Annotated in this window: 21 protein-coding genes; 11 read left to right on the top strand and 10 right to left on the bottom strand. The window is 67.0% G+C overall.

Translation table 11 applies throughout. The features are described 5' to 3' along the window. Positions 1 to 90: 90 nt before the first annotated feature. The 3 genes from NG698_RS03995 to purM all read left to right on the top strand — a co-directional run bounded on the left by NG698_RS03995 (position 91) and on the right by purM (position 3,331). On the top strand, positions 91 to 405 hold the full coding sequence (locus NG698_RS03995) for a hypothetical protein (RefSeq protein WP_252608164.1): 315 nt from the start codon (positions 91 to 93) through the stop codon (positions 403 to 405). Positions 406 to 491: 86 nt separating this feature from the next. Further along, entirely contained in the window at positions 492 to 2,171 is a 1,680-nt protein-coding gene (purF, locus tag NG698_RS03990) for an amidophosphoribosyltransferase (RefSeq protein WP_252608163.1), read from the top strand. Beyond that, positions 2,168 to 3,331 (top strand): phosphoribosylformylglycinamidine cyclo-ligase, encoded by a 1,164-nt coding sequence (gene purM / locus NG698_RS03985; protein WP_252598984.1) that lies wholly within the window; start codon positions 2,168 to 2,170, stop codon positions 3,329 to 3,331. The genes purF and purM overlap by 4 nt, the downstream gene beginning before the upstream one ends. A gap of 83 nt (positions 3,332 to 3,414) precedes the next feature. Here the strand turns inward: purM and NG698_RS03980 are convergent, their stop codons facing one another. Beyond that, positions 3,415 to 4,194: a VOC family protein gene (locus NG698_RS03980; protein WP_252608162.1), complete on the bottom strand. Its 780-nt coding sequence runs from the start codon at positions 4,192 to 4,194 to the stop codon at positions 3,415 to 3,417. A gap of 230 nt (positions 4,195 to 4,424) precedes the next feature. Beyond that, on the bottom strand, positions 4,425 to 4,658 hold the full coding sequence (locus tag NG698_RS03975; RefSeq protein WP_056341155.1) for a DUF3073 domain-containing protein: 234 nt from the start codon (positions 4,656 to 4,658) through the stop codon (positions 4,425 to 4,427). A gap of 275 nt (positions 4,659 to 4,933) precedes the next feature. On the opposite strand from NG698_RS03975, the gene NG698_RS03970 reads away from it, so the two are divergent. From NG698_RS03970 to NG698_RS03955, 4 genes are all read left to right on the top strand, one after another. Continuing rightward, on the top strand, positions 4,934 to 5,575 hold the full coding sequence (locus NG698_RS03970) for a septum formation family protein (RefSeq protein ID WP_252598988.1): 642 nt from the start codon (positions 4,934 to 4,936) through the stop codon (positions 5,573 to 5,575). Positions 5,576 to 5,673: 98 nt separating this feature from the next. Beyond that, positions 5,674 to 6,042: a hypothetical protein gene (locus tag NG698_RS03965; protein WP_252598990.1), complete on the top strand. Its 369-nt coding sequence runs from the start codon at positions 5,674 to 5,676 to the stop codon at positions 6,040 to 6,042. 223 nt (positions 6,043 to 6,265) lie between these two features. After that, positions 6,266 to 6,415: a ribbon-helix-helix domain-containing protein gene (locus tag NG698_RS03960; protein WP_252598992.1), complete on the top strand. Its 150-nt coding sequence runs from the start codon at positions 6,266 to 6,268 to the stop codon at positions 6,413 to 6,415. Then, a complete protein-coding gene (locus NG698_RS03955) occupies positions 6,412 to 6,807 on the top strand; it encodes a VOC family protein (protein ID WP_252598994.1) in 396 nt (131 codons plus the stop codon). Before NG698_RS03960 ends, NG698_RS03955 begins: the two co-directional genes overlap by 4 nt. 25 nt (positions 6,808 to 6,832) lie before the next feature. On the opposite strand, the gene clpB is transcribed toward NG698_RS03955, so the two are convergent. Next, entirely contained in the window at positions 6,833 to 9,490 is a 2,658-nt protein-coding gene (gene clpB, locus NG698_RS03950) for an ATP-dependent chaperone ClpB (protein WP_252608161.1), read from the bottom strand. 208 nt (positions 9,491 to 9,698) lie between these two features. Here clpB and NG698_RS03945 point away from each other — a divergent pair, with 208 nt between their 5' ends. Next, entirely contained in the window at positions 9,699 to 9,950 is a 252-nt protein-coding gene (locus tag NG698_RS03945) for a YciI family protein (RefSeq protein ID WP_252598997.1), read from the top strand. Between the two features lie 234 nt (positions 9,951 to 10,184). On the opposite strand, the gene NG698_RS03940 is transcribed toward NG698_RS03945, so the two are convergent. Genes NG698_RS03940 through NG698_RS03925 form a run of 4 tightly spaced genes read right to left on the bottom strand, consistent with a single transcriptional unit; the run spans position 10,185 to position 13,348 of the window. Then, positions 10,185 to 11,246, bottom strand: a complete 1,062-nt coding sequence (locus NG698_RS03940; RefSeq protein ID WP_252598998.1) for a sulfate/molybdate ABC transporter ATP-binding protein — start codon at positions 11,244 to 11,246, stop codon at positions 10,185 to 10,187. Beyond that, positions 11,243 to 12,106 carry an ABC transporter permease gene (locus tag NG698_RS03935; protein WP_252608160.1) on the bottom strand — a complete coding sequence of 288 codons (864 nt, stop codon included), beginning with the start codon at positions 12,104 to 12,106 and terminating at the stop codon, positions 11,243 to 11,245. Before NG698_RS03935 ends, NG698_RS03940 begins: the two co-directional genes overlap by 4 nt. 22 nt (positions 12,107 to 12,128) lie before the next feature. Next, positions 12,129 to 12,893 carry a molybdate ABC transporter substrate-binding protein gene (gene modA, locus NG698_RS03930; RefSeq protein ID WP_252608296.1) on the bottom strand — a complete coding sequence of 255 codons (765 nt, stop codon included), beginning with the start codon at positions 12,891 to 12,893 and terminating at the stop codon, positions 12,129 to 12,131. Positions 12,894 to 12,937: 44 nt separating this feature from the next. Further along, positions 12,938 to 13,348 carry a TOBE domain-containing protein gene (locus tag NG698_RS03925; protein WP_252608159.1) on the bottom strand — a complete coding sequence of 137 codons (411 nt, stop codon included), beginning with the start codon at positions 13,346 to 13,348 and terminating at the stop codon, positions 12,938 to 12,940. A gap of 181 nt (positions 13,349 to 13,529) precedes the next feature. On the opposite strand from NG698_RS03925, the gene NG698_RS03920 reads away from it, so the two are divergent. Genes NG698_RS03920 through NG698_RS03910 form a run of 3 tightly spaced genes read left to right on the top strand, consistent with a single transcriptional unit; the run spans position 13,530 to position 16,265 of the window. Continuing rightward, on the top strand, positions 13,530 to 14,864 hold the full coding sequence (locus NG698_RS03920; RefSeq protein ID WP_252608158.1) for an FAD-binding oxidoreductase: 1,335 nt from the start codon (positions 13,530 to 13,532) through the stop codon (positions 14,862 to 14,864). Between the two features lie 37 nt (positions 14,865 to 14,901). Beyond that, positions 14,902 to 15,771 (top strand): DUF4031 domain-containing protein, encoded by an 870-nt coding sequence (locus tag NG698_RS03915; RefSeq protein WP_252608157.1) that lies wholly within the window; start codon positions 14,902 to 14,904, stop codon positions 15,769 to 15,771. A 59-nt stretch (positions 15,772 to 15,830) separates the two neighbouring features. Continuing rightward, complete coding sequence (locus NG698_RS03910) at positions 15,831 to 16,265, top strand: VOC family protein (RefSeq protein ID WP_252608156.1); 435 nt, start codon at positions 15,831 to 15,833, stop codon at positions 16,263 to 16,265. Here NG698_RS03910 and NG698_RS03905 read toward each other — a convergent pair. The 3 genes from NG698_RS03905 to NG698_RS03895 all read right to left on the bottom strand — a co-directional run bounded on the left by NG698_RS03905 (position 16,262) and on the right by NG698_RS03895 (position 18,282). Next, positions 16,262 to 16,663 carry a YccF domain-containing protein gene (locus NG698_RS03905; protein ID WP_248763765.1) on the bottom strand — a complete coding sequence of 134 codons (402 nt, stop codon included), beginning with the start codon at positions 16,661 to 16,663 and terminating at the stop codon, positions 16,262 to 16,264. The genes NG698_RS03910 and NG698_RS03905 overlap by 4 nt on opposite strands. A gap of 90 nt (positions 16,664 to 16,753) precedes the next feature. After that, positions 16,754 to 17,353: a phosphoribosylanthranilate isomerase gene (locus NG698_RS03900; RefSeq protein ID WP_252608154.1), complete on the bottom strand. Its 600-nt coding sequence runs from the start codon at positions 17,351 to 17,353 to the stop codon at positions 16,754 to 16,756. 89 nt (positions 17,354 to 17,442) lie between these two features. Further along, a complete protein-coding gene (locus tag NG698_RS03895) occupies positions 17,443 to 18,282 on the bottom strand; it encodes a phosphotransferase (protein ID WP_252608152.1) in 840 nt (279 codons plus the stop codon). Between the last annotated feature and the right edge of the window lie 39 nt (positions 18,283 to 18,321).

Here is an 18,321-nt window from a genome sequence, read left to right as displayed (position 1 = left end):
CCCGGTTGCTCTATCACCTATAGCTCCCATTCGGCCGTTTTGGCAGCTATACGTGATAGAGCAACGGCAATGATGAGTAGGCTAGAGCGCATGTCTTTTGAAGAATCCCCCGCTGAGCGCCGCGAGGTCACTGTCCGCCGGGCACCGAAATATGTGCCGTTCCTCATCCTCGGCGCCCTGATGGGCGCAGCGGTAGCTGCCGCCGTCGCATACGGTCTCCCCGGTGACGAATCCTTCGAGCGCGGCTCGGTGTTCGGTTTCTTCCTGGTGATGTTCGGCGCCGGCGGCGCGGTGCTGGGCGCCGTGGTGGCCCTGCTGCTGGACCGGCGGAGCGTCAAGCGCCAGAAACGCGCCATCGTGGAAGCCGTCCCGGATTCAGAGCCCGACGACGGCGCGCAGCCCTAGGTTCCAACACCGTCGTCCGGCCTCCGGGCACAGTCACAATGCCGGCGGCGGAAAAGTCGTACCGCATCTCGTGAGATAATCGACCAGTGGCACGCGGCGATGGAAAACTTTCTCATGATCTTCTCCCTGGCGAAAAGGGACCTCAGGACGCTTGTGGCGTTTTCGGGGTCTGGGCGCCAGGTGAAGAAGTAGCAAAACTAACCTATTACGGGCTGTATGCATTGCAGCACCGCGGTCAGGAGTCGGCTGGTATAGCTACCAGTGACGGCAAGCGGATCAACGTCTACAAGGACATGGGCCTCGTATCCCAGGTCTTCGACGAGACCACGCTGAACACCCTCACCGGGCACCTGGCGGTGGGACACTGCCGCTACTCCACCACCGGAGCCAGCCACTGGGCCAACGCCCAGCCCACCCTCGGCGCCACCAGCACCGGCACGGTTGCCCTGGCGCACAACGGCAACCTGACCAACACGGCCGAGCTCAACGCCATGATCATGGAACGCAACGGCGGCCAGCTCAGCGGCGAAATGAAGCAGGGCAACACGTCGGACACCGCCCTGGTCACGGCACTGCTTGAAGGCGAGGAGGGCAAGACCCTCGAACAGACCGCCATGGAGCTGCTGCCGAAGATCAAGGGCGGTTTCTGTTTCGTGTTTATGGACGAAGGCACCCTCTACGCGGCACGCGATACCTACGGCATCCGCCCACTGGTCCTGGGCCGGCTGGAGCGCGGCTGGGTGGTTGCCTCCGAGCAGTCCGCCCTGGCCACCGTGGGCGCCAGCTTCATCCGCGAAATCGAGCCCGGCGAATTCATCGCCATCGACGAGGACGGCGTGCGTTCCAAGCGCTTCGCGGAGGCGACGCCGGCCGGCTGCGTTTTCGAATACGTTTACCTCGCCCGGCCGGACGCCGCCATCGCGGGACGCTCCGTGTACGAGTCCCGTGTGGAGATGGGCCGCCAGCTGGCCCGCGAAAACACCCAGGAGGCGGACATTGTCATCCCGGTCCCGGAGTCCGGCACCCCCGCGGCCGTGGGCTACGCCGAGGAATCCGGCATCCCGTTCGCGCATGGCTTCGTCAAGAACTCCTACGTGGGCCGCACGTTCATCCAGCCCTCGCAGACCCTGCGCCAGCTGGGCATCCGGCTCAAGCTGAACGCCCTCGAGTCCGTGATCCGCGGCAAGCGCGTCGTGGTGGTGGATGACTCGATCGTCCGCGGCAACACCCAGCGCGCCATTGTCCGGATGCTCCGCGAGGCCGGCGCCGCGTCCGTCCACATCAAGATCTCCTCCCCGCCGGTCAAATGGCCGTGCTTCTACGGGATCGACTTCGCTTCCCGCGCGGAACTGATCGCCAACGGCGCCACCATCGAGGAAATCTCCCAGGCCATCGGCGCCGATTCCCTGGCGTACATTTCCGAAGACGGCATGATCAACGCCACCAGGCAGCCGCGCGAGCGCCTCTGCACGGCCTGCTTCACCGGCACGTACCCCATCGAGCTCCCGGGCGCGGACAAACTGGGCAAGAACCTGCTGGAGCGTACCGACCTCGGCGGCCTCACCCCGTCGCCCTCTGCCCTCCCCGGCGCAACGGCGGCCCTTGCGATCGACGCCGAGGAGGACCCGGCGGAGAAGGCCGGCGCCACCGGCTGCGATCCGGGACCGGACGCCGAGTTCGAGAACCTGCTCACCGAAGAAGACCACGTGCCTGCGATCCGCCACGAAGCCACCATCCCCGGCGCTGAAAAGAAAGAGTCCGTATGACTTCCGCAACCCCCGCCGCCGCCGGTAACAGCCCACTGATCCCCGCAGGCATCACGTACGCCTCCGCCGGTGTTGACGTTGAAGCCGGCGACCGCGCCGTGGAGCTGATGAAGGGTGCCGTGAAGGCCACCCACAATTCCTCCGTCATCGGCGGAGTGGGCGGCTTCGCCGGCCTGTACGACGTCTCGCGCCTGCTGACCTTCAAGCGCCCGCTGCTGGCCACGTCCACCGATGGCGTGGGCACCAAGGTTGCCATTGCCCAGGCCATGGACATCCACGACACCATTGGCTTTGACCTGGTGGGCATGGTGGTTGACGACATCGTCGTAGTAGGCGCCGAGCCGCTCTTTATGACCGATTACATCGCCTGCGGCAAGGTTGTCCCCGAGCGTATCGCGGACATCGTCCGCGGCATCGCCGCGGCCTGCTCCGTGGCTGGCACCGCCCTGGTGGGCGGCGAAACCGCCGAGCACCCCGGACTGCTGGGCGAGCACGAATACGATGTTGCCGGTGCCGCCACCGGTGTTGTCGAGGCCTCCGACCTGCTGGGCCCGGACCGCGTCCGCGCCGGCGACGTTGTAATTGGTATGGCCTCCTCCGGCCTGCACTCCAACGGCTACTCCCTGGTCCGCCGCGTCATCAACCACGCCGGCTGGGCACTGGACCGCCAGGTCTCCGAACTCGGCCGCACGCTGGGCGAGGAACTGCTGGAACCCACCCGCGTCTACGCTGCAGACTGCCTGGACCTTGCCCGCGCCTTCCCGGTGAACAGCGCCAACGCCGTGCACGGCTTCAGCCACGTCACCGGCGGCGGCCTGGCCGCCAACCTGGCCCGCGTCCTGCCGCAGGGCCTCGTGGCCACCGTGGACCGCGCCACCTGGGAGCTTCCGGCCATCTTCAAGCTGGTCTCCGAGCTGGGCAACGTCCCGCTGGCCGACCTCGAGCGCACCCTGAACCTCGGCGTGGGCATGGTGGCCATCGTGTCCGCCGAAGCCGCCGACGCCGCCGTGGCCCGCCTCAACGACCGCGGCGTCCCGTCCTGGATCATGGGCACCGTCACCGCGGACTCGGATTCCATCCTCAAGACCGGTCCGGACTACGTCCAGGGCGCCAAGGGTGTGGACGGCGGCGCCGTCCGCTTGGTCAACGCCTACGCCTAAACCCTCATCGAGTGCTCCGCAACCGCCCTTTTGAACCTTGAAAACGGCGGTTGCGGAGCACTCGATGCGTTAAGCGTCAGGCGCTAAACCTCCAGCAGGCTGAACACACCGCCCTGCGGGTCCTTGAGGGTGGCCGTGGCGCCGGGAGTATCGTCGTCATCCGGCTCCGGCGCGATCAGCACTTCCGCGCCCGCCGCCACGGCTTTCCGCACGGCATCGGCCACGTCGGTGACGCCGAAGTAGATCTGCCACCTGGCAGGCGCCTCGGCCGCGACGATCCCGGCCACCTCCGCGCCGTTCACCATCAGCGTGCTGTACGTCCCGCCGTCGTCCTGGGGATACTCGGTCACCTCGTGGCCGAACAGCTGCTGGAAGAACCCGACGGCGGCCCGCGGCTCGGGCGTCATCAGCTCCGTCCAGGACAGCGCACCGGCCTCGTTGTACCGGCCGGAGCCCGTGTGCGTTCCGGGCTGCCACACGCCGGTGGTCCCGCCGCCGGGAGGATCCACAAACACCATCACGCCGGTGTCCGCCACTTCCTCGGGGCCGAACTGCACTGCGCCGCCGGCGTGGGGAACTTCCTCGGCCAGCGCACCGGCGTCCTCGGCCGCGAAGTAGATGTTCCATTGGGCGTGCGTGCCGAGAGATTCCTGGTGCGGGTTCTGCGGCGCCACCACGGCCACCAGGTCCTCCCCCACGAACGCCTGGGCATAGCTGCGCCCATCGGGCGTGGGCAGGTCCTTGAAGGTCCACCCGAACACCGCTGCGTAGAAGGCCTTGGCTGCCTCCACGTCCCGGGTCTGGACGTCAGCCCAGCACGGTTCACCGTGGCGGTAGCTGGTGGATGAGGAGTTTCCTGGCATGGGAGGTCCTTTCGCGGGCGGCACACGCATCAACGCCTCCAGTCAACACCAAAAAGCCCGCCACCGGCACCGGGTTCCGGCGCAGGCAACGGGCCTGCTAACTGAGGCCAGCACCGCGGGTCCGCTGGGATCCGGGGTGCTGAAAAGAAGCGCTGTACTAACGAACGGCGTCCGAACGTACTGCAGCGTCGCGGGGCCGGGCGCCTTGCGGCGGGGCCGGCGTGCAACAACTAGCCGATCCGACGGGTGTGTACCTCGTCGTCGTCTTCTTCCAAATCGTCCGCGTACTTATCCACATAAGCCGAATAATCCGGTTCAACCGGGTCATTCGCGAAATGGCTCGTGGCACGACCTTCAGGACCTTTGAGCTCTCGCTGAAGGGCCGAATAGTCAGTGTTCGGGGAATAGTACTTAATATCCCGAGCCTGCTTGGTAGCTTTTGCCTTTTGACGGCCGCGCCCCATGGCGTGACCCCCTTTTGTACTCGGACCGGAGGTGGTCACCTTGGCTATCGGTGAGGCCCCGGAATGTTTGGTCAATTTGTCGTAACACCTAGATTACATGCTTTCCGCGCCCGGTGCGCCCCGGCCCGTGCGCGCGGACGCCATGTCGGGTACCCTATCCGCGGCGACGCGCGGGGTTCCCGGCTTTTTTGTTGGATAGAGTCTCTTCATCAGCTGCCGATCCGGGTGCATGGGGCGTGCAGCATCACGAGGCGACACCCAGGAGGGGTATCCGGATGGAGAACCAGGAATCGCGCCCCGTCCCGCCCAAACCCGGCGCTCCGCCCACCGCGGGGTTGCCGCAGGTGGCGGTCACGGCGCCTGCCATGGAGGGCCCGGTCCGGAAGCCCCGGCAGGTCGCGTCTACTTTCCTGAAGGCCGTCTTTGTGGTGGTTCTGCTCGGCGTGGTGGGAGGCCTGGTGTGGCTCGCCGTGTGGCTGGATTCCGAGGCGCCCCAGACGTCCGACGACGGCGGCTCGGGGATCGTGGAAATCTCACCCACTCCCCTGGTCACGCCACTCCCGCTCCCCCGTGAGGGTGTGGAGCCGCCGGACTACCGGCTGGGCGACTGCTTCAAGGATTTTGACCCCGAGGCTTTGCGGTCAACGGTGGTGGCCTGCGATACAGGCCACTCAGCCCAGCTTGTGGCCGTTTTCCGCTACCCCGCCGTCGGCTCCTATCCGGGCCGGGAGGCCCTTGCCGCCAAGGCCCTGGAGGCCTGCCAGGCGGCCAAGCTGGGACCGGCAGCGAACGAGTACACGCTGAACTTCCAGCGGGCCTACCCCAGCAGCACCAGTTGGGAATCAGGCGACCGGCGCGTGGACTGCTACGTCACAGCCGACGGCGGGAACGTCATCAACGCCAGCGCACTGCCCTAACAGACCGCATTACACGCGAACGGATACAGAGCCTACGGCTTCATTGCATTCGGCGGTTCGCTGGTTTGACCTTTGGGCTGGGGGTTTAGACTCGGGGCATGTCAGCTCTTTGGGGGACGCAGACTCAGCGCACACGGGTCCTGTTCGTTTCGGCCGCACTTGTGGTATCGCTGACGGGCTGTGAGCACGGTGGCCCGGCTGAGGGTGCGGCTGGCTCCTCGTCCCAAGGCGCAACGGCGCAGCCCGGCAAATACAAACTGCACTTCCTGTGCGAAGGACCCGCCGACGTCGAGTTGTCATTGGCGAGCTGGGCAGGCGCCGCCGTTCTGGAACCAGTCCGTGTCGCGTGCGACGGCGGGGTGTTCGCGGCGCAAGTGAAGCTGGACACCGACGGTGCAGACTTCACCATGAATCCCGGCAGCGGCCCAGACGGACGCTATGCCTTCAGGCTCGTTCCCGCTTCGTAGCGGCTTGGAGGAAATTGAGCGCGATGACTGGCGCAGTTTCTGTTGCCAAGCCTGCTGGCGGCGCCCGACCCGATCATCGTCAACGTGACCTCGCGCCTGGGCTCCCTGTCGGCCAGGCCAGCGGTACGTTCGCAGACCTGTCAACAAGTTATGCCTACAAGATGTCCAAGGCGGCGCCGAACATGCTGACCATCGCGTTGGCTCAGGACCTTCAGGGGCGGGTGTGGCCGACAAGACACAGTCCAACATCTACCTGCCAACAGACCTAGTCAAGCAGGTCAAACACGCAGCAATCGAACGCGGACTATCACTGTCGTCGTTCGTCGAAGAAACGCTGACCCAGGCCCTCAACAAGGAAGGTTCAACCAAATGAGAGTTACTCCGATCCGCTTCGTGCGGAACATCGAGCTCGCCAACAAGTTTTATTCCACCCTTGGGTTGAACGAGAACGCTGCAGCAACAAGCGGAACCTGGGCGGACCTGTACGGCAACGGCGGGCAACTTCGGCTCCACATTGCCCAAGCGGGAACCACACACTCAGATGCCGGAGCAGTAGCGCTGCACTTCTCCACGGACGAAAAGCTGGAGCTCACCGCAGAGCGACTAAGAGCTGCCGGATATGCCCCGTCGGACATCATGGACGAAACGTTCGGCCGTTTCATCACCGTCAATGACCCTGACGGATACCGCATCCAAGTCAACGAAATGGATGCGGACCACCAAAACCTCAGCTATGAAATACGGGAATCTGCTGCCCCGAAATAGGGTTCGCCCGAGCCTTGCAGGACCGCTATTCCTTCCGCCGCACCACCAGGCCCGTGCCGGCCGGAGCACCGCCGTCGGGCGCTGCCAGAGCCTCCAGTCCTTCGATGGTGAGTTCGTCGACGTCGGCCGCGGTGTCCACGAGCACCGTGTCACCGTCCGCGATGTCGCCGGACAGGATGGCCCTGGCCAGACGGTCACCGATCTCGCGCTGCACCAGCCGGCGGAGCGGCCGGGCACCGTACGCGGAATCGAAGCCGGACATGGCCAGCCAGGCGCGGGCGCCGTCAGACACGTCCAGGGAGAGCCGGCGATCACGCAGCCTCCTGCCGAGCTCGGCCACCTGCAGTTCCACAATCTCCGCCAGCTCGTCAACGGTCAGGGCCTCGAACAGCACAATCTCGTCCAGCCGGTTCAGGAACTCCGGCTTGAAGGACGCGTTGACGGTGGCCATGACCGCGGCCCGCTTGGCCTGCGCGTCCAACGACTGGTCCACCAGGAACTGACTGCCCAGGTTGGACGTCAGCACCAGGATGGCGTTGCGGAAGTCCACGGTCCTGCCTTGGCCATCGGTGAGGCGGCCGTCGTCGAGCACCTGCAGGAGGATGTCAAAGACCTCCGGATGGGCCTTCTCCACCTCGTCCAGCAGGATCACGGAGTACGGCCGACGGCGGACGGCCTCCGTCAGCTGGCCGCCCTCCTCGTAGCCGACGTATCCCGGAGGGGCGCCCACCAGCCGCGCCACCGAGTGCTTCTCGCCGTACTCGGACATGTCCAGCCGCACCATGGCGCGTTCGTCGTCGAACAGGAAATCCGCGAGCGCCTTGGCCAGCTCCGTCTTGCCTACGCCCGTGGGCCCCAGGAACAGGAACGAACCCGTGGGCCGGTTGGGATCGCTGATGCCGGCCCGGGCACGGCGGACAGCGTCGGACACCGCGGCCACCGCCTTGGACTGGCCGATCAGGCGCTTGCCGAGCTCCTGCTCCATATGGAGCAGCTTCTGGCTTTCGCCCTGCAGCATTCGCCCGGCCGGAATGCCGGTCCACGCCGAAATGACCTCGGCAATGTCGTCCGCCGTGACCTCGTCAGCCACCATCTGGGCAGTCTTGTCCGTCACCGCCTCTTCGGCTGCGGCGGCCGCGTTCAGCTCCCGCTCCACTGCCGGAATCTCGCCATAGAGGATCCGCGACGCAGTCTCCAGGTCGCCTTCACGCTGCGCCTTGTCCGCCGTGGAGCGGAGCTCATCCAGCTTGGCCTTCAGGTCGCCCACCCGGTTGAGTCCAGCCCTTTCTGCGGCCCAGCGCGCATTCAGCGCGTCCAGCTCCTCGCTCTTGTCGGCCTTGTCCGCGCGGAGGGCGGCCAGGCGCTCCACCGAGGCGGCATCCTTCTCGTTCGCGAGGGCCAGTTCCTCCATGGTCAGCCGGTCCACGGCACGGCGCAGCTGGTCGATCTCCTCCGGTGCGGAGTCGATCTCCATCCGCAGCCGCGAGGCGGCCTCGTCCACGAGGTCGATGGCCTTGTCCGGCAGCTGGCGGCCGGAAATGTAGCGGTTGGACAGGGTTGCGGCGGCTACCAGCGCAGAGTCGGCGATGGTGACCTTGTGGTGCGCCTCGTAGCGTTCCTTGAGTCCGCGGAGGATCCCGATGGTGTCCTCCACGCTGGGCTCACCCACGTACACCGGCTGGAACCGGCGCTCCAGGGCCGGGTCCTTCTCGATGTTCTCACGGTACTCATCCAAGGTGGTGGCACCGATCAGCCGCAGCTCACCGCGGGCCAGCATGGGCTTGAGCATGTTGCCGGCATCCATCGATGACTCCCCCGTGGCACCGGCGCCCACCACCGTGTGGATCTCGTCGATGAAAGTGACAATCTGGCCGTCCGAATTCTTGATCTCCTCCAGGACGGCCTTGAGCCGCTCCTCGAACTCGCCGCGGTACTTCGCCCCGGCCACCATGGACGCGAGGTCGAGGGCGATCAGATTCTTGCCCCTCAGGCTTTCCGGGACATCGCCCGCCACGATCCGTTGGGCGAGCCCTTCGACGACGGCGGTCTTGCCTACGCCCGGCTCGCCGATGATGACGGGGTTGTTCTTGGTGCGGCGGCTCAGCACCTGGATGATGCGCCGGATCTCGGTGTCGCGGCCAATCACCGGGTCCAGCTTGCCCGCACGCGCCATCGCGGTGAGGTCAGTGCCAAACCTCTCCAGCGACTGGAATGTGTTTTCCGGGTCCGGCGTGGTGACCTTGCGGTCGCCGCGAACACCCGGCAGGGCGGCGAGCAGCGCTTCATGGGAGGCACCGGCGTCGCGCATTAACCGCCCGACGGCGTCGCTCCCGGCAGAGAGCCCCAACAGCAGCACTTCGGTGGAGACATACGTGTCACCCAGCCGGTCCGCTTCATTCTTGGCGTTCTGGATGGCCTGCAGGGCGGGCCGGGACAGCTGCGCCTGCTGTGTGGAGCCGCCCGACGTTGCCGGCAGCGCCTTGATGGCACCGCTCGCCTGCACGCTGACGGTATCCGGGTCGGCGCCCGTGGCGCGGAGAAGCGCGACGGCGACGCCCTCCCGCTGATCCATCAGCGCCTTGAGCAGGTGGGCGGGTTCCACCTGGGGATTCCCTGCCGTGGAGGCGTTCATGGCTGCTGCCGAGAGAGCCTCCTGGCTCTTGGTGGTGAATTTGACGTCCAAAGAGAGCTCCTTCCGGGGATGCGCTTTTTCGCTAAGTTGAGTCTACAACGCTCAACTTTGAGGAAATGCCCTCTACGCCCCATGTTTGCCGACGGCGAACTGCCTGTCCAGAGCCGAGCGCTGCCCATGGAAGAATCCGATCCCGGCACCCCTCCGCCACGGCCCGCAAAGCCCTGGCCGAAGCGAGCCCCGAAGCGGCCGAGCCGGCATGAAAATGTGGATGGACTGGGCGGCCAAGGCCGGCGACGGCATTGTTGACCTCGGCACACCGCTGGGCGCCACCAAAGTCATGGACGGCTCGTCCGTCGCTGATACGGCAGCCACAGTGGGCGGCTACAGCATCATCCAGGCCGAGGATCTGGACGCCGCCGTTGCCCTGATGGACGGCCACCCGCACTTCATGTCCGGCGCAGGCGCCACTATCGAGATCCACGAAACCCTCGATATCCCGGGGATGTAGGGCAGGCGGCTCCCCCAATGAGCCACCCGCCCGGTGGTCTGTTAGGCCAGTCAGATCAGGAGCAGGACATCGCCAGCGCAGGACGGATAGCGGGCGGCCACCGTTTTCACCGTTCCGCCGGTTTCCAGGTACGTGGTGCCCAGGCGGACGGACTTCAGCGATGTTGAGTTGCAGTGCTTGGCCGTGATGACCCAGCTTGCGACGCTGACCAGCCTACCCGCGTATTCCGCCTCTTCAGCCGGGGTAGATGGCGACGGCGCCGGCCTTGATCACGAAGTACACCTGCATGCCCGGCGCCAGCCCGAGATCAACAGAGGCAGCCGGCGTGATGTCCGCACTCAGCTGCCCGCCCTCCCCGGCGCGGACCCGGATCCCGTCCCCGTGCGGCTCCAGGTCGGTAATGGTCACGGCGAAGGAGTTCCGCGGGCTGCCATGCGCTTCGGTGAGGAAAACGGAAACGGCCGACGGCGGAAAGACAGCCACGCCCGGCTGCCCGGTAGGGAGCGGGGCGGCTGCGTCGCGGTGGCCATAGAGGTTGAGGGCACCGGCCCGCAGACCGTGTTCGGTCAGGTGGCCGGCCACAAAGTTGAGCCCGGCGAGTCCGGCCGCGAACCGGCTGCGCGGGCGCTGGAGGATGTCGCGGGTGGGGCCTTCCTCGCTGATCCGCCCGTTTTCGAGGATGACCACCCGGTCGGCCAGCATCAGGGCATCCAGGACGTCGTGGGTGATGATGACGGCGCGGCGGCCGGCCAGCACGCGCTTGAGCAGGCGCCGGAGCAGCGGCGCCGCATGGATATCCAGAGCGGCCATCGGTTCGTCCAGGAGGAGGAGCCCGGGGTCGGCGGCGAGCGCCCGCGCCACCGCAACGCGCTGCGCCTGGCCGCCGGAGAGCTCGGCCGGTCGGCGGGACTGCAGCTCCGTCGCCTCCACTTCCGTGAGCCACCGCAGGGCGGACTCCCGCGCGGCCTGCTTCGAGGCCCCCGCACTCCGGGGTCCGAAGGCCACGTTCTCCAGCACGCTCAGGTGCGGGAACAGCAGCGGTTCCTGGGCCAGGAGCGCCGTGCCGCGCCGGTGCGGAGCCGTCCATTCGCCGCGTCCGGCGGTGAGGTCGAACAGCGTCTTGCCGTCCAGTTCGGCCGTGCCCGAGTCCGGGTGCAGCAGGCCCGCGATGACGTTCAGCAGGGTGGATTTGCCCGCGCCATTGGCTCCCATAACGGCCACCGTTTCGGCCGGGCCCAGCGCGAGGGAGACGTCGAACTCGCGGCTGGCCACGGCGGCCTGAACCGAGAACGTCACCGGACCGCACCGCCCTGGCCGGGCGCCGGCGTCGTGCGTTCCCCGCTTAGTGCTGGGGCCCGTTCGGCGGCGCGGGGACTGCGGTACGCGAGCGCCACCACGGCAACCGCCACCGCCACGAGGACCAGGGAAAGCGCGACGGCGGCATCGGCGTCCGTTTCCCGCTGCAGGTAGATTTCCAGCGGCAGGGTCCGGGTCACCCCCTGCAGGCTGCCCGCGAACGTGAGGGTGGCGCCGAATTCGCCCAGGCTGCGGGCGAAGGACAGCACTGCGCCGGAGGCCAGCCCCGGCAGCACGAGCGGGAGAGTGACACGGCGGAGCACCGTGGTGGGCCCGGCGCCGAGCGTCGCGGCCACCGCTTCGTACCGGTTCCCGGCGGTCCGCAGTGCACCCTCGAGGCTGACCACCAGGAACGGAAGGGCCACAAACGTCTGGGCCAGGATGACCGCCGTCGTTGAAAAGGCGATCTGCAGGCCAGCCACTTCCAGCGTCCGGCCCAGCAGCCCCTGCCGCCCGAACGTGTACAGGAGTGCGATGCCGCCCACCACGGGCGGAAGAACCAGCGGGAGCAGGACCAGTGAGCGGAGGAAGCGCTGGCCGGGGAAGCTGCCGCGGGCCAGGACCAGGGCCAGCGGCACACCCAGCACGATACACAGGACGGTGCTGGCCGCGGACGTGCGCAGGCTCAACCCAAGGGCCTGCAGCGACGCTTCCGACGTGATCAGCGGGATGAACTGGGCCCAGTTGACCTTCGCCACCATGGCCGCGAGCGGTAGCACCACGAACAGGCCACCCGCAGCCGCAAGGACGTAAATCCAGCGTGGGACGCCGCCATACCCGCCGTTCCTGGCCTGTCTCATGCTCTCCTTGGGTGCGGCTTACTTACGGGGCGCCGAAGCCGGCCGCGCGCAGGGTTTTCTGCCCGTCGGCGCCGGTCACCATCGCGATGAAGGCTGCCGCCAGTTCCTTGTTCCGGCTCGAGCCTACTGTGGCGATTGGATACGTGTTGACTGCCTTGCCGGATTCGTCGAACGGGATCCCCTTGACCTTGCCTCCGGCGCCTTTGACGTCGGTGACGTAGACCAGCCCGGCGTCGGCCTCGCCCGAGGTGACCTTGCCCAGGACGTCCGTCACCGATGACTCCTCGCTGACCGGCGAAAGGGTCACTCCCGCCGCCTTTTCCACTGTGTCCGCAGCCGCCCCGCACGGAACCTGGCTGGCACAGACAACCACCTTGACGCCTGGCTTGGCCAGGTCCGCGAAGGACGCGATCGACGCCGGATTGGACGGCGGGACGGCGATCTCCAGGACGTTGGTGGCGAAGTTCTTCGCGGTCCCGTCCAGGAGCTTGGCCTCGGCCAGCTTGGTCATGTTCTTGGTGTCGGCGGAGGCAACAACATCGGCCGGTGCGCCCTGGGTGATCTGGGTGACCAGGTCCGAGGAACCGGCGAAGCTCAGCACGATCTTGGTGCCGGGGTTCTTCGCCTCGAAGTCGCTGGCCAGCTGGGTGAATGTGGCCTTGAGCGACGCGGCTGCGAAGACCATGATGGTCCCGGAGACCTGGCCGGCGGCGTCCGGGGAATGCGACGCGGCGGGCTGTGTGGCCGTGGACGTCGTAGCCGGTGCGCACGCGGCGAGGCCCAGCATGAGGGCAGCCGTGATTATGACGGGGGTGCCGTGTTTGAGGGTGCTCAAATGATGCTCTTTCCGTGCGGGGTTTCGATGATGACCGTGGTTGCTTTGACCACCGCGGTGGCCACGGAGCCCAGTTCCAGGCCCAGGTCGCGGACGGCTTCACTGCTCATCAGCGACACCACCCGGAACGGCCCGCACTGGAGTTCCACCTGGGCCATGACTTTGTCCGCAGTGATCCCCGTGACCAGGCCGACGAACCTGTTGCGCGCCGAACTTCCTGAACGGTGCGGGTCCTCGGGAAGCTGCGCGAGCTTCTGGGCGTGCCTTGCCAGTTCCAGGCCGTCGACTGCCAGCCGGCCGGCGTCGTCCTTCACGGGGGTGAGGCTGCCGTTCTCTATCCAGCGCCGGACCGTGTCGTCACTGACGCCGAGGAACCGTGCTGCTTCGGATACGCGAATAGTGGGCATTTCATGATTCTAGTCCGCATTTGCGTGTTTTCTTAGTAGCTTTCGCCGCGGATCAGAAAAGGACGTGGACGCTGGTTTCGCCTCCGCCTGAGGGTTCGGGTCAACTGCCTATGGAAGGTGGTGGGCCCAAGTCCTACGCTATGTGGAGGGGAGGGGCCGCAGTCGCTGAGGAGCGTTTGTGATGAAGTGGATCAGGCCTGACAGCCCCGACTATGACCCGGCCCGGAAGGTCTTCAACGCCATGATTGACCGGCGTCCGGCGGTGATTGCCCAGTGTTCGAATGACGCGGACGTGGCCGAAGCCCTCCGCTATGGACGGGAAAATTCCCTCGCCATCGCTGTCCGTGCCGGCGGCCACTCAGTGGCCGGAATGTCCATGAACAACGACGGCCTGGTAATCGATGTCCGGCCCATGAAGTCGATCGACGTGGACCCCGAATCCGGCATCGTCACCGCCGGGGCAGGCGTCACATGGGGCGAGTTCGACCGCGCCACCCAGGAGCATGCCCTGGCCGTCACCGGCGGGCGGGCCTCCACCACCGGCGTCGCCGGCTTCACCCTGGGCGGCGGGTCAGGCTGGCTGGAGCGGTCCTTCGGGTTCGCGTGCGACAGTCTCGTCTCGGTGGACCTGGTGACGGCCGACGGCGAGCGCGTCACCGCGAGCGCCCGGGAAAACCCGGAACTCTTCTGGGCCCTCCACGGCGGCGGCGGCAATTTCGGCGTGGCCACGTCCTTCACGTTCCAGGCGCACAGGCTCGGCCCCGTGGTCCATGCCGGGATGTGGCTGTGGCCCGGGGAGGCGGCCACCGACATTTCCCGGGCGTTCCGGGACCTGGCGCTGGCAGCCCCGGACCGAGTGGGCCTGGCGCTCCTCTATTTCACGGCACCGCCGGAGCCGTTTGTGCCGGAGCACCTGGTAGGAAAGATGGCCACCCTCATCGCGTACGTCTACGCGGGTGAGCCCGAGGAGGGCTCCGAACACGCCAGACCGTTCCGCGAGCTCGGGCCTGCAGTGGACCTCGTGGCCGACACCCCGTACGCCGATTTCCAGTCCTCCCTGGACGATCCGCCGGACCACTACAACTACTGGAGCGCGGACTACCACAACGAACTTCCCGACGCGGCCCTGGACTTGTTCGTGGAATCCGCCCGGAACCTTCCCGATGCCACGTCCCAGCAGCTCATCGCCCGGTGGGGCGGCGCCGTCGGCGGGAACGCTGGCGCGGCCACGCCCCTGATCAACCGGAACGCGGCCTGGGTGAGCCATCCCTACGGCATCTCGCCAACACCCGAGGAAGGCCAGCTGGCCAAGGCCTGGGTGAAGGACTTCCGCGGCAAGATTGCGCCCTATGCCACAGGCGGGGTGTGGCTCAATTTCATCGGCAACGAGGGCCAGGAGCGCATCCGCGCCGCGTTCGGAAACGGGAATTACGCGCGGCTGGCCAGGGTCAAGCATGACTTCGATCCGCGGAACGTCTTCCAGGGAAACCAGAACATCCTGCCGGCCGGCTCCTGACCGGCCCCGCGGAGAGCCGCCGCACTAGACTTCCCCCATGGCGATTTACCTTGATCCGCCGCTGTGGCCCGCCCACGGCACGCATTTTTCGCACCTCATCTCGGACACGTCGCTGGCGGAACTGCACGCCTTCGCTGCCGCGGCCGGCATCCCGGACCGGGCGTTCGACGGCGACCACTACGACGTTGCCGAGCGCCGGTTCGACGACCTCGTCGCCGCGGGCGCCATCGCCGTGGAAGCCCGGACCCTGGTTCGCAAGCTCATCGCCAGCGGGCTGCGCATCCCGGCCCGGCAGCGCAACAAGTCACTCAAGGTCCCGTTGCTGAACCGCTGGGAAGCCATCATGCCCGGACACGACGCCCTCTTCCTGGATCTGCTGGACCGCTGGAGCGAGGACCACCGCCGGTATCACGGCTGCACGCACCTGCTGGCCGTACTTGAGGCCATGGACCTGCTCACCGACCCCGCCGATCCGCCGCGGACAGTGCTGCTCGCAGCCTGGTTCCACGATGCCGTGTACCGCGGGGTCGCCGGCCAGGACGAGGAGGAATCGGCCCGGCTCGCAGAGGAGCGCCTCACGGACGCGGGGCTCCCGGCCGCCGATGTTGACGAGGTGGCCCGGCTGGTGCGGCTGACATCGGACCACCGCCCCGAGCCAGGGGACGACGACGGCGCCCTCCTCTGCGACGCGGACCTGTCAGTCCTTGGCGGCGAACCTGAGCCGTACGCCCGGTATGTGGCCGCCGTCCGGGAAGACTACGCGCACATCGGCGACGCCGACTTCGCGGCCGGCCGCGCCGCCGTCGTCCGTCATCTGCTGGAACTGGACCCCCTTTTCCACGGCGACCGCGCACGGGAACTGTGGCTCGATGCCGCCCGCCGGAACCTGCAGGGCGAGCTGGCCTGACTCTCCGCGCGACCGCCGGGAGCCTTTACGGGCACCCCGGCCGGTGCAAGACTGCTCGGATGAACCTGCGCATCCAAGCCCTCAGCATCGATTCCACCGACCCCAAAGTGCCCGCCGATTTCTGGGAGAAGGCCCTGGGGTGGCGCCGCACCTATGAGGCGGAGGACGAAATCGTGTTGGAGCCGCCAGCAGGCAGTCCGGCCGACGGCGTCAGCCCGGACCTGCTCTTCGTGAAAGTCCCGGAGCGGAAGGAGCTCAAGAACCGGCTGCACCTGGACCTTCGTCCGGACGACCAGGCCGAGGAGGTGCAGCGGCTGGAAACCCTTGGCGCGTCGCGCATTTCCGTCGGGCAGGGGCCGGAGGCCACCTGGGTGGTCATGGCTGACCCGGACGGCAACGAGTTCTGTGTGCTGCGCGCGCTGCGGTCAGAAGAGCTCGAAGCCCAGGGACTGGTCCCCGGATTCAGCGAAACCCCTGGGAACGCCGCCGGCTAGCGGTATGCGGTAACGAACGGGCTGTTAGTGGGAACGATCTGCTTGCCCAGCGGCATCAGGCTGACCGGGATGAGCTTGAGGTTGGCGATGGCCAGCGGGATGCCGATGATGGTGACCGCCATGGCAATGGCTGTCAGCACGTGGCCGATCGCGATCCAGATGCCCGCCACCACCAGCCAGATGACATTCCCCAGGAGAGGGAACACGCCCGTCCCGCCCGGCTTGTCCACCACCATGCGCCCGAACGGCCAGAGCGTGTACGCCGCAATCCGGAACGACGCGATGCCCCACGGAATGGTGACGATCAGCAGGCAGCAGATGATGCCGGCGAGGAAATAGCCCAGGGCAAGCCAGAGTCCGCCGAATACCAGCCAGATGATGTTGAGCAGTGTCTTCATCTGTCCATTGTGCCCCGCGGGGTCTGACAAAAACGTACGGGTCTGCCCTGATTGGCCCCTGAACTTGGGACCTGAAGCTTGGACCGGGCCTCAGCCCTTGGCGGCCTTCACGAAGGCCCGGATCTTGTCCAGGTCCTTCACGCCGCGGGAAACCTCGACGCCGGAGCTGACGTCCACGCCCCACGCGCCTGCTGCTGCGGTGGCGTGCGCCACGGTATCCGGATCCAGTCCGCCGGCCAGCAGCCACTTGCGGTCCTGGAGTGCTGTCACGTCCACCATGGAGGCGTAGTCCCAGGCCTGTCCGGAGCCGGGCACGGCGGCGTCAATCAACAGGAGTTCCTCGCCCCAGTCGGCGAACGCGTCCGCAGTGGCTGCCATGGTGACGGCCCTGATCAGCTTCATGCCGGCGCCGTGCACTGTTGTGACGTCTTCCGCGGTGAGGTCTGCATGGAGTTGGACCCACTCGAGTCCGGCGGAACGGGCGATGGCAATGGCATCGGCGACAGGTTCATGCCGGAAAACGCCGACGGCAACCATGCCTTCCGGCACATCGGCCAGAAGAGTGGAAACCTGCGACGGCGAGACCACCCGCGGGCTGGCCGTCAGGACAAACCCGACGGCGTCCGCCCCGGCCTCCACGGCGGCACGGACTGATTCGGGCGTACTGAGACCACAGACTTTGACGAACATTTCCGGCTCCTTCAGGCTGTCTTCGTGACGTCCCCCGGGAGGAGAGTAGCAGGGAAGTGCCCCCTGCGCCGATGTGGGTCGGTTCCATTTCAGGCGCCGGACAGCACGCGCTCCACCATGGCGCGGCCCGTCTGTTCAAACGCGGTGTCGCCCACTTGGTTGGCCCACACCACCGTGCCGATGGCCTGGTGCAGGTTCTCCAGCCGCCACAGGTCAGCCTCCGCCGGTGCCACCGTTTTGCCCAGGCCTGAATGGAACGCGTCCGCCAGGTCGGGCCTGCCAACGAACCGCTGGTGGCTGAGCCGCACCAGATCGTGCACCCACGGACGCGGTTCGGCACGGCCGAAGTCGATGATCTTGATCTGCCCGTGGTCCTGCAGCCAGTTCCTCGGCTGGTAATCGCCGTGCGTTGCCACCAGCTGCGCCACGCCCGGGCGCAGTGCACCGAGCGCCTGTTCAAAGCTGTCGAGTTGCGATTCCGGCAGCAGCCCGTGGGCACGGTCCATCCACGCACGGGTCTTGGCCGTGAGGGCTGATGCGTACGTGGACGAGACCCCGGCGGGCCGGTGAATCCTCGCCAGCAGCGCCCCCGCCTGGCGGTACGTTTCCGGATCATCCTCGGCCGGCGTCCCCTCGACCAGGACCCCCGGCAGGAACTCCGTCACCAGGATGCCCGACGCCGCCGAGGCATGGCGTAACGCCGGGACCCGGCCGTGGAGCCCGTCGAACCCGCCGGCATGGGCGGCGATCTCGCGGCGGATATGGTGGCTTGTGGTGCTCGCCTTGACGATGAATCCTTCGCCCGACGGCGTTACAACGTGGAGGACGTTCGTGTCCTGCAGGGGCCACGAGTAGTCCTGCACCACGCTGAATTCCCCGAGCCAGGATGTCAGCAGGCGGCTCTGTCCGTCGGTGATCCCCTGGCGCATTTGCCCAGCATGCCACGCGTGGCGGGGACGCCCAAACAA

The sequence above is a fragment of the Pseudarthrobacter raffinosi genome (assembly GCF_023913735.1).
Lineage (GTDB): Bacteria > Actinomycetota > Actinomycetes > Actinomycetales > Micrococcaceae > Arthrobacter > Arthrobacter raffinosi.
This window is presented reverse-complemented; position numbering and strand designations above follow the sequence as displayed.

Bases quoted from the DNA above. Each gene is read 5' to 3' on its own strand.
- modA (WP_252608296.1), bottom strand. From the start codon at position 12,893: ATGCTGGGCCTCGCCGCGTGCGCACCGGCTACGACGTCCACGGCCACA.
- NG698_RS03900 (WP_252608154.1), bottom strand. From the start codon at position 17,353: ATGTTCGTCAAAGTCTGTGGTCTCAGTACGCCCGAATCAGTCCGTGCC.
- NG698_RS03970 (WP_252598988.1), top strand. From the start codon at position 4,934: ATGGAGAACCAGGAATCGCGCCCCGTCCCGCCCAAACCCGGCGCTCCG.
- NG698_RS03935 (WP_252608160.1), bottom strand. From the start codon at position 12,106: ATGAGACAGGCCAGGAACGGCGGGTATGGCGGCGTCCCACGCTGGATT.
- NG698_RS03925 (WP_252608159.1), bottom strand. From the start codon at position 13,348: ATGCCCACTATTCGCGTATCCGAAGCAGCACGGTTCCTCGGCGTCAGT.
- NG698_RS03955 (WP_252598994.1), top strand. From the start codon at position 6,412: ATGAGAGTTACTCCGATCCGCTTCGTGCGGAACATCGAGCTCGCCAAC.
- NG698_RS03915 (WP_252608157.1), top strand. From the start codon at position 14,902: ATGGCGATTTACCTTGATCCGCCGCTGTGGCCCGCCCACGGCACGCAT.
- NG698_RS03965 (WP_252598990.1), top strand. From the start codon at position 5,674: ATGTCAGCTCTTTGGGGGACGCAGACTCAGCGCACACGGGTCCTGTTC.
- NG698_RS03980 (WP_252608162.1), bottom strand. From the start codon at position 4,194: ATGCCAGGAAACTCCTCATCCACCAGCTACCGCCACGGTGAACCGTGC.
- NG698_RS03905 (WP_248763765.1), bottom strand. From the start codon at position 16,663: ATGAAGACACTGCTCAACATCATCTGGCTGGTATTCGGCGGACTCTGG.
- NG698_RS03995 (WP_252608164.1), top strand. From the start codon at position 91: ATGTCTTTTGAAGAATCCCCCGCTGAGCGCCGCGAGGTCACTGTCCGC.
- NG698_RS03975 (WP_056341155.1), bottom strand. From the start codon at position 4,658: ATGGGGCGCGGCCGTCAAAAGGCAAAAGCTACCAAGCAGGCTCGGGAT.
- NG698_RS03920 (WP_252608158.1), top strand. From the start codon at position 13,530: ATGAAGTGGATCAGGCCTGACAGCCCCGACTATGACCCGGCCCGGAAG.
- purM (WP_252598984.1), top strand. From the start codon at position 2,168: ATGACTTCCGCAACCCCCGCCGCCGCCGGTAACAGCCCACTGATCCCC.
- NG698_RS03895 (WP_252608152.1), bottom strand. From the start codon at position 18,282: ATGCGCCAGGGGATCACCGACGGACAGAGCCGCCTGCTGACATCCTGG.
- NG698_RS03945 (WP_252598997.1), top strand. From the start codon at position 9,699: ATGAAAATGTGGATGGACTGGGCGGCCAAGGCCGGCGACGGCATTGTT.
- NG698_RS03910 (WP_252608156.1), top strand. From the start codon at position 15,831: ATGAACCTGCGCATCCAAGCCCTCAGCATCGATTCCACCGACCCCAAA.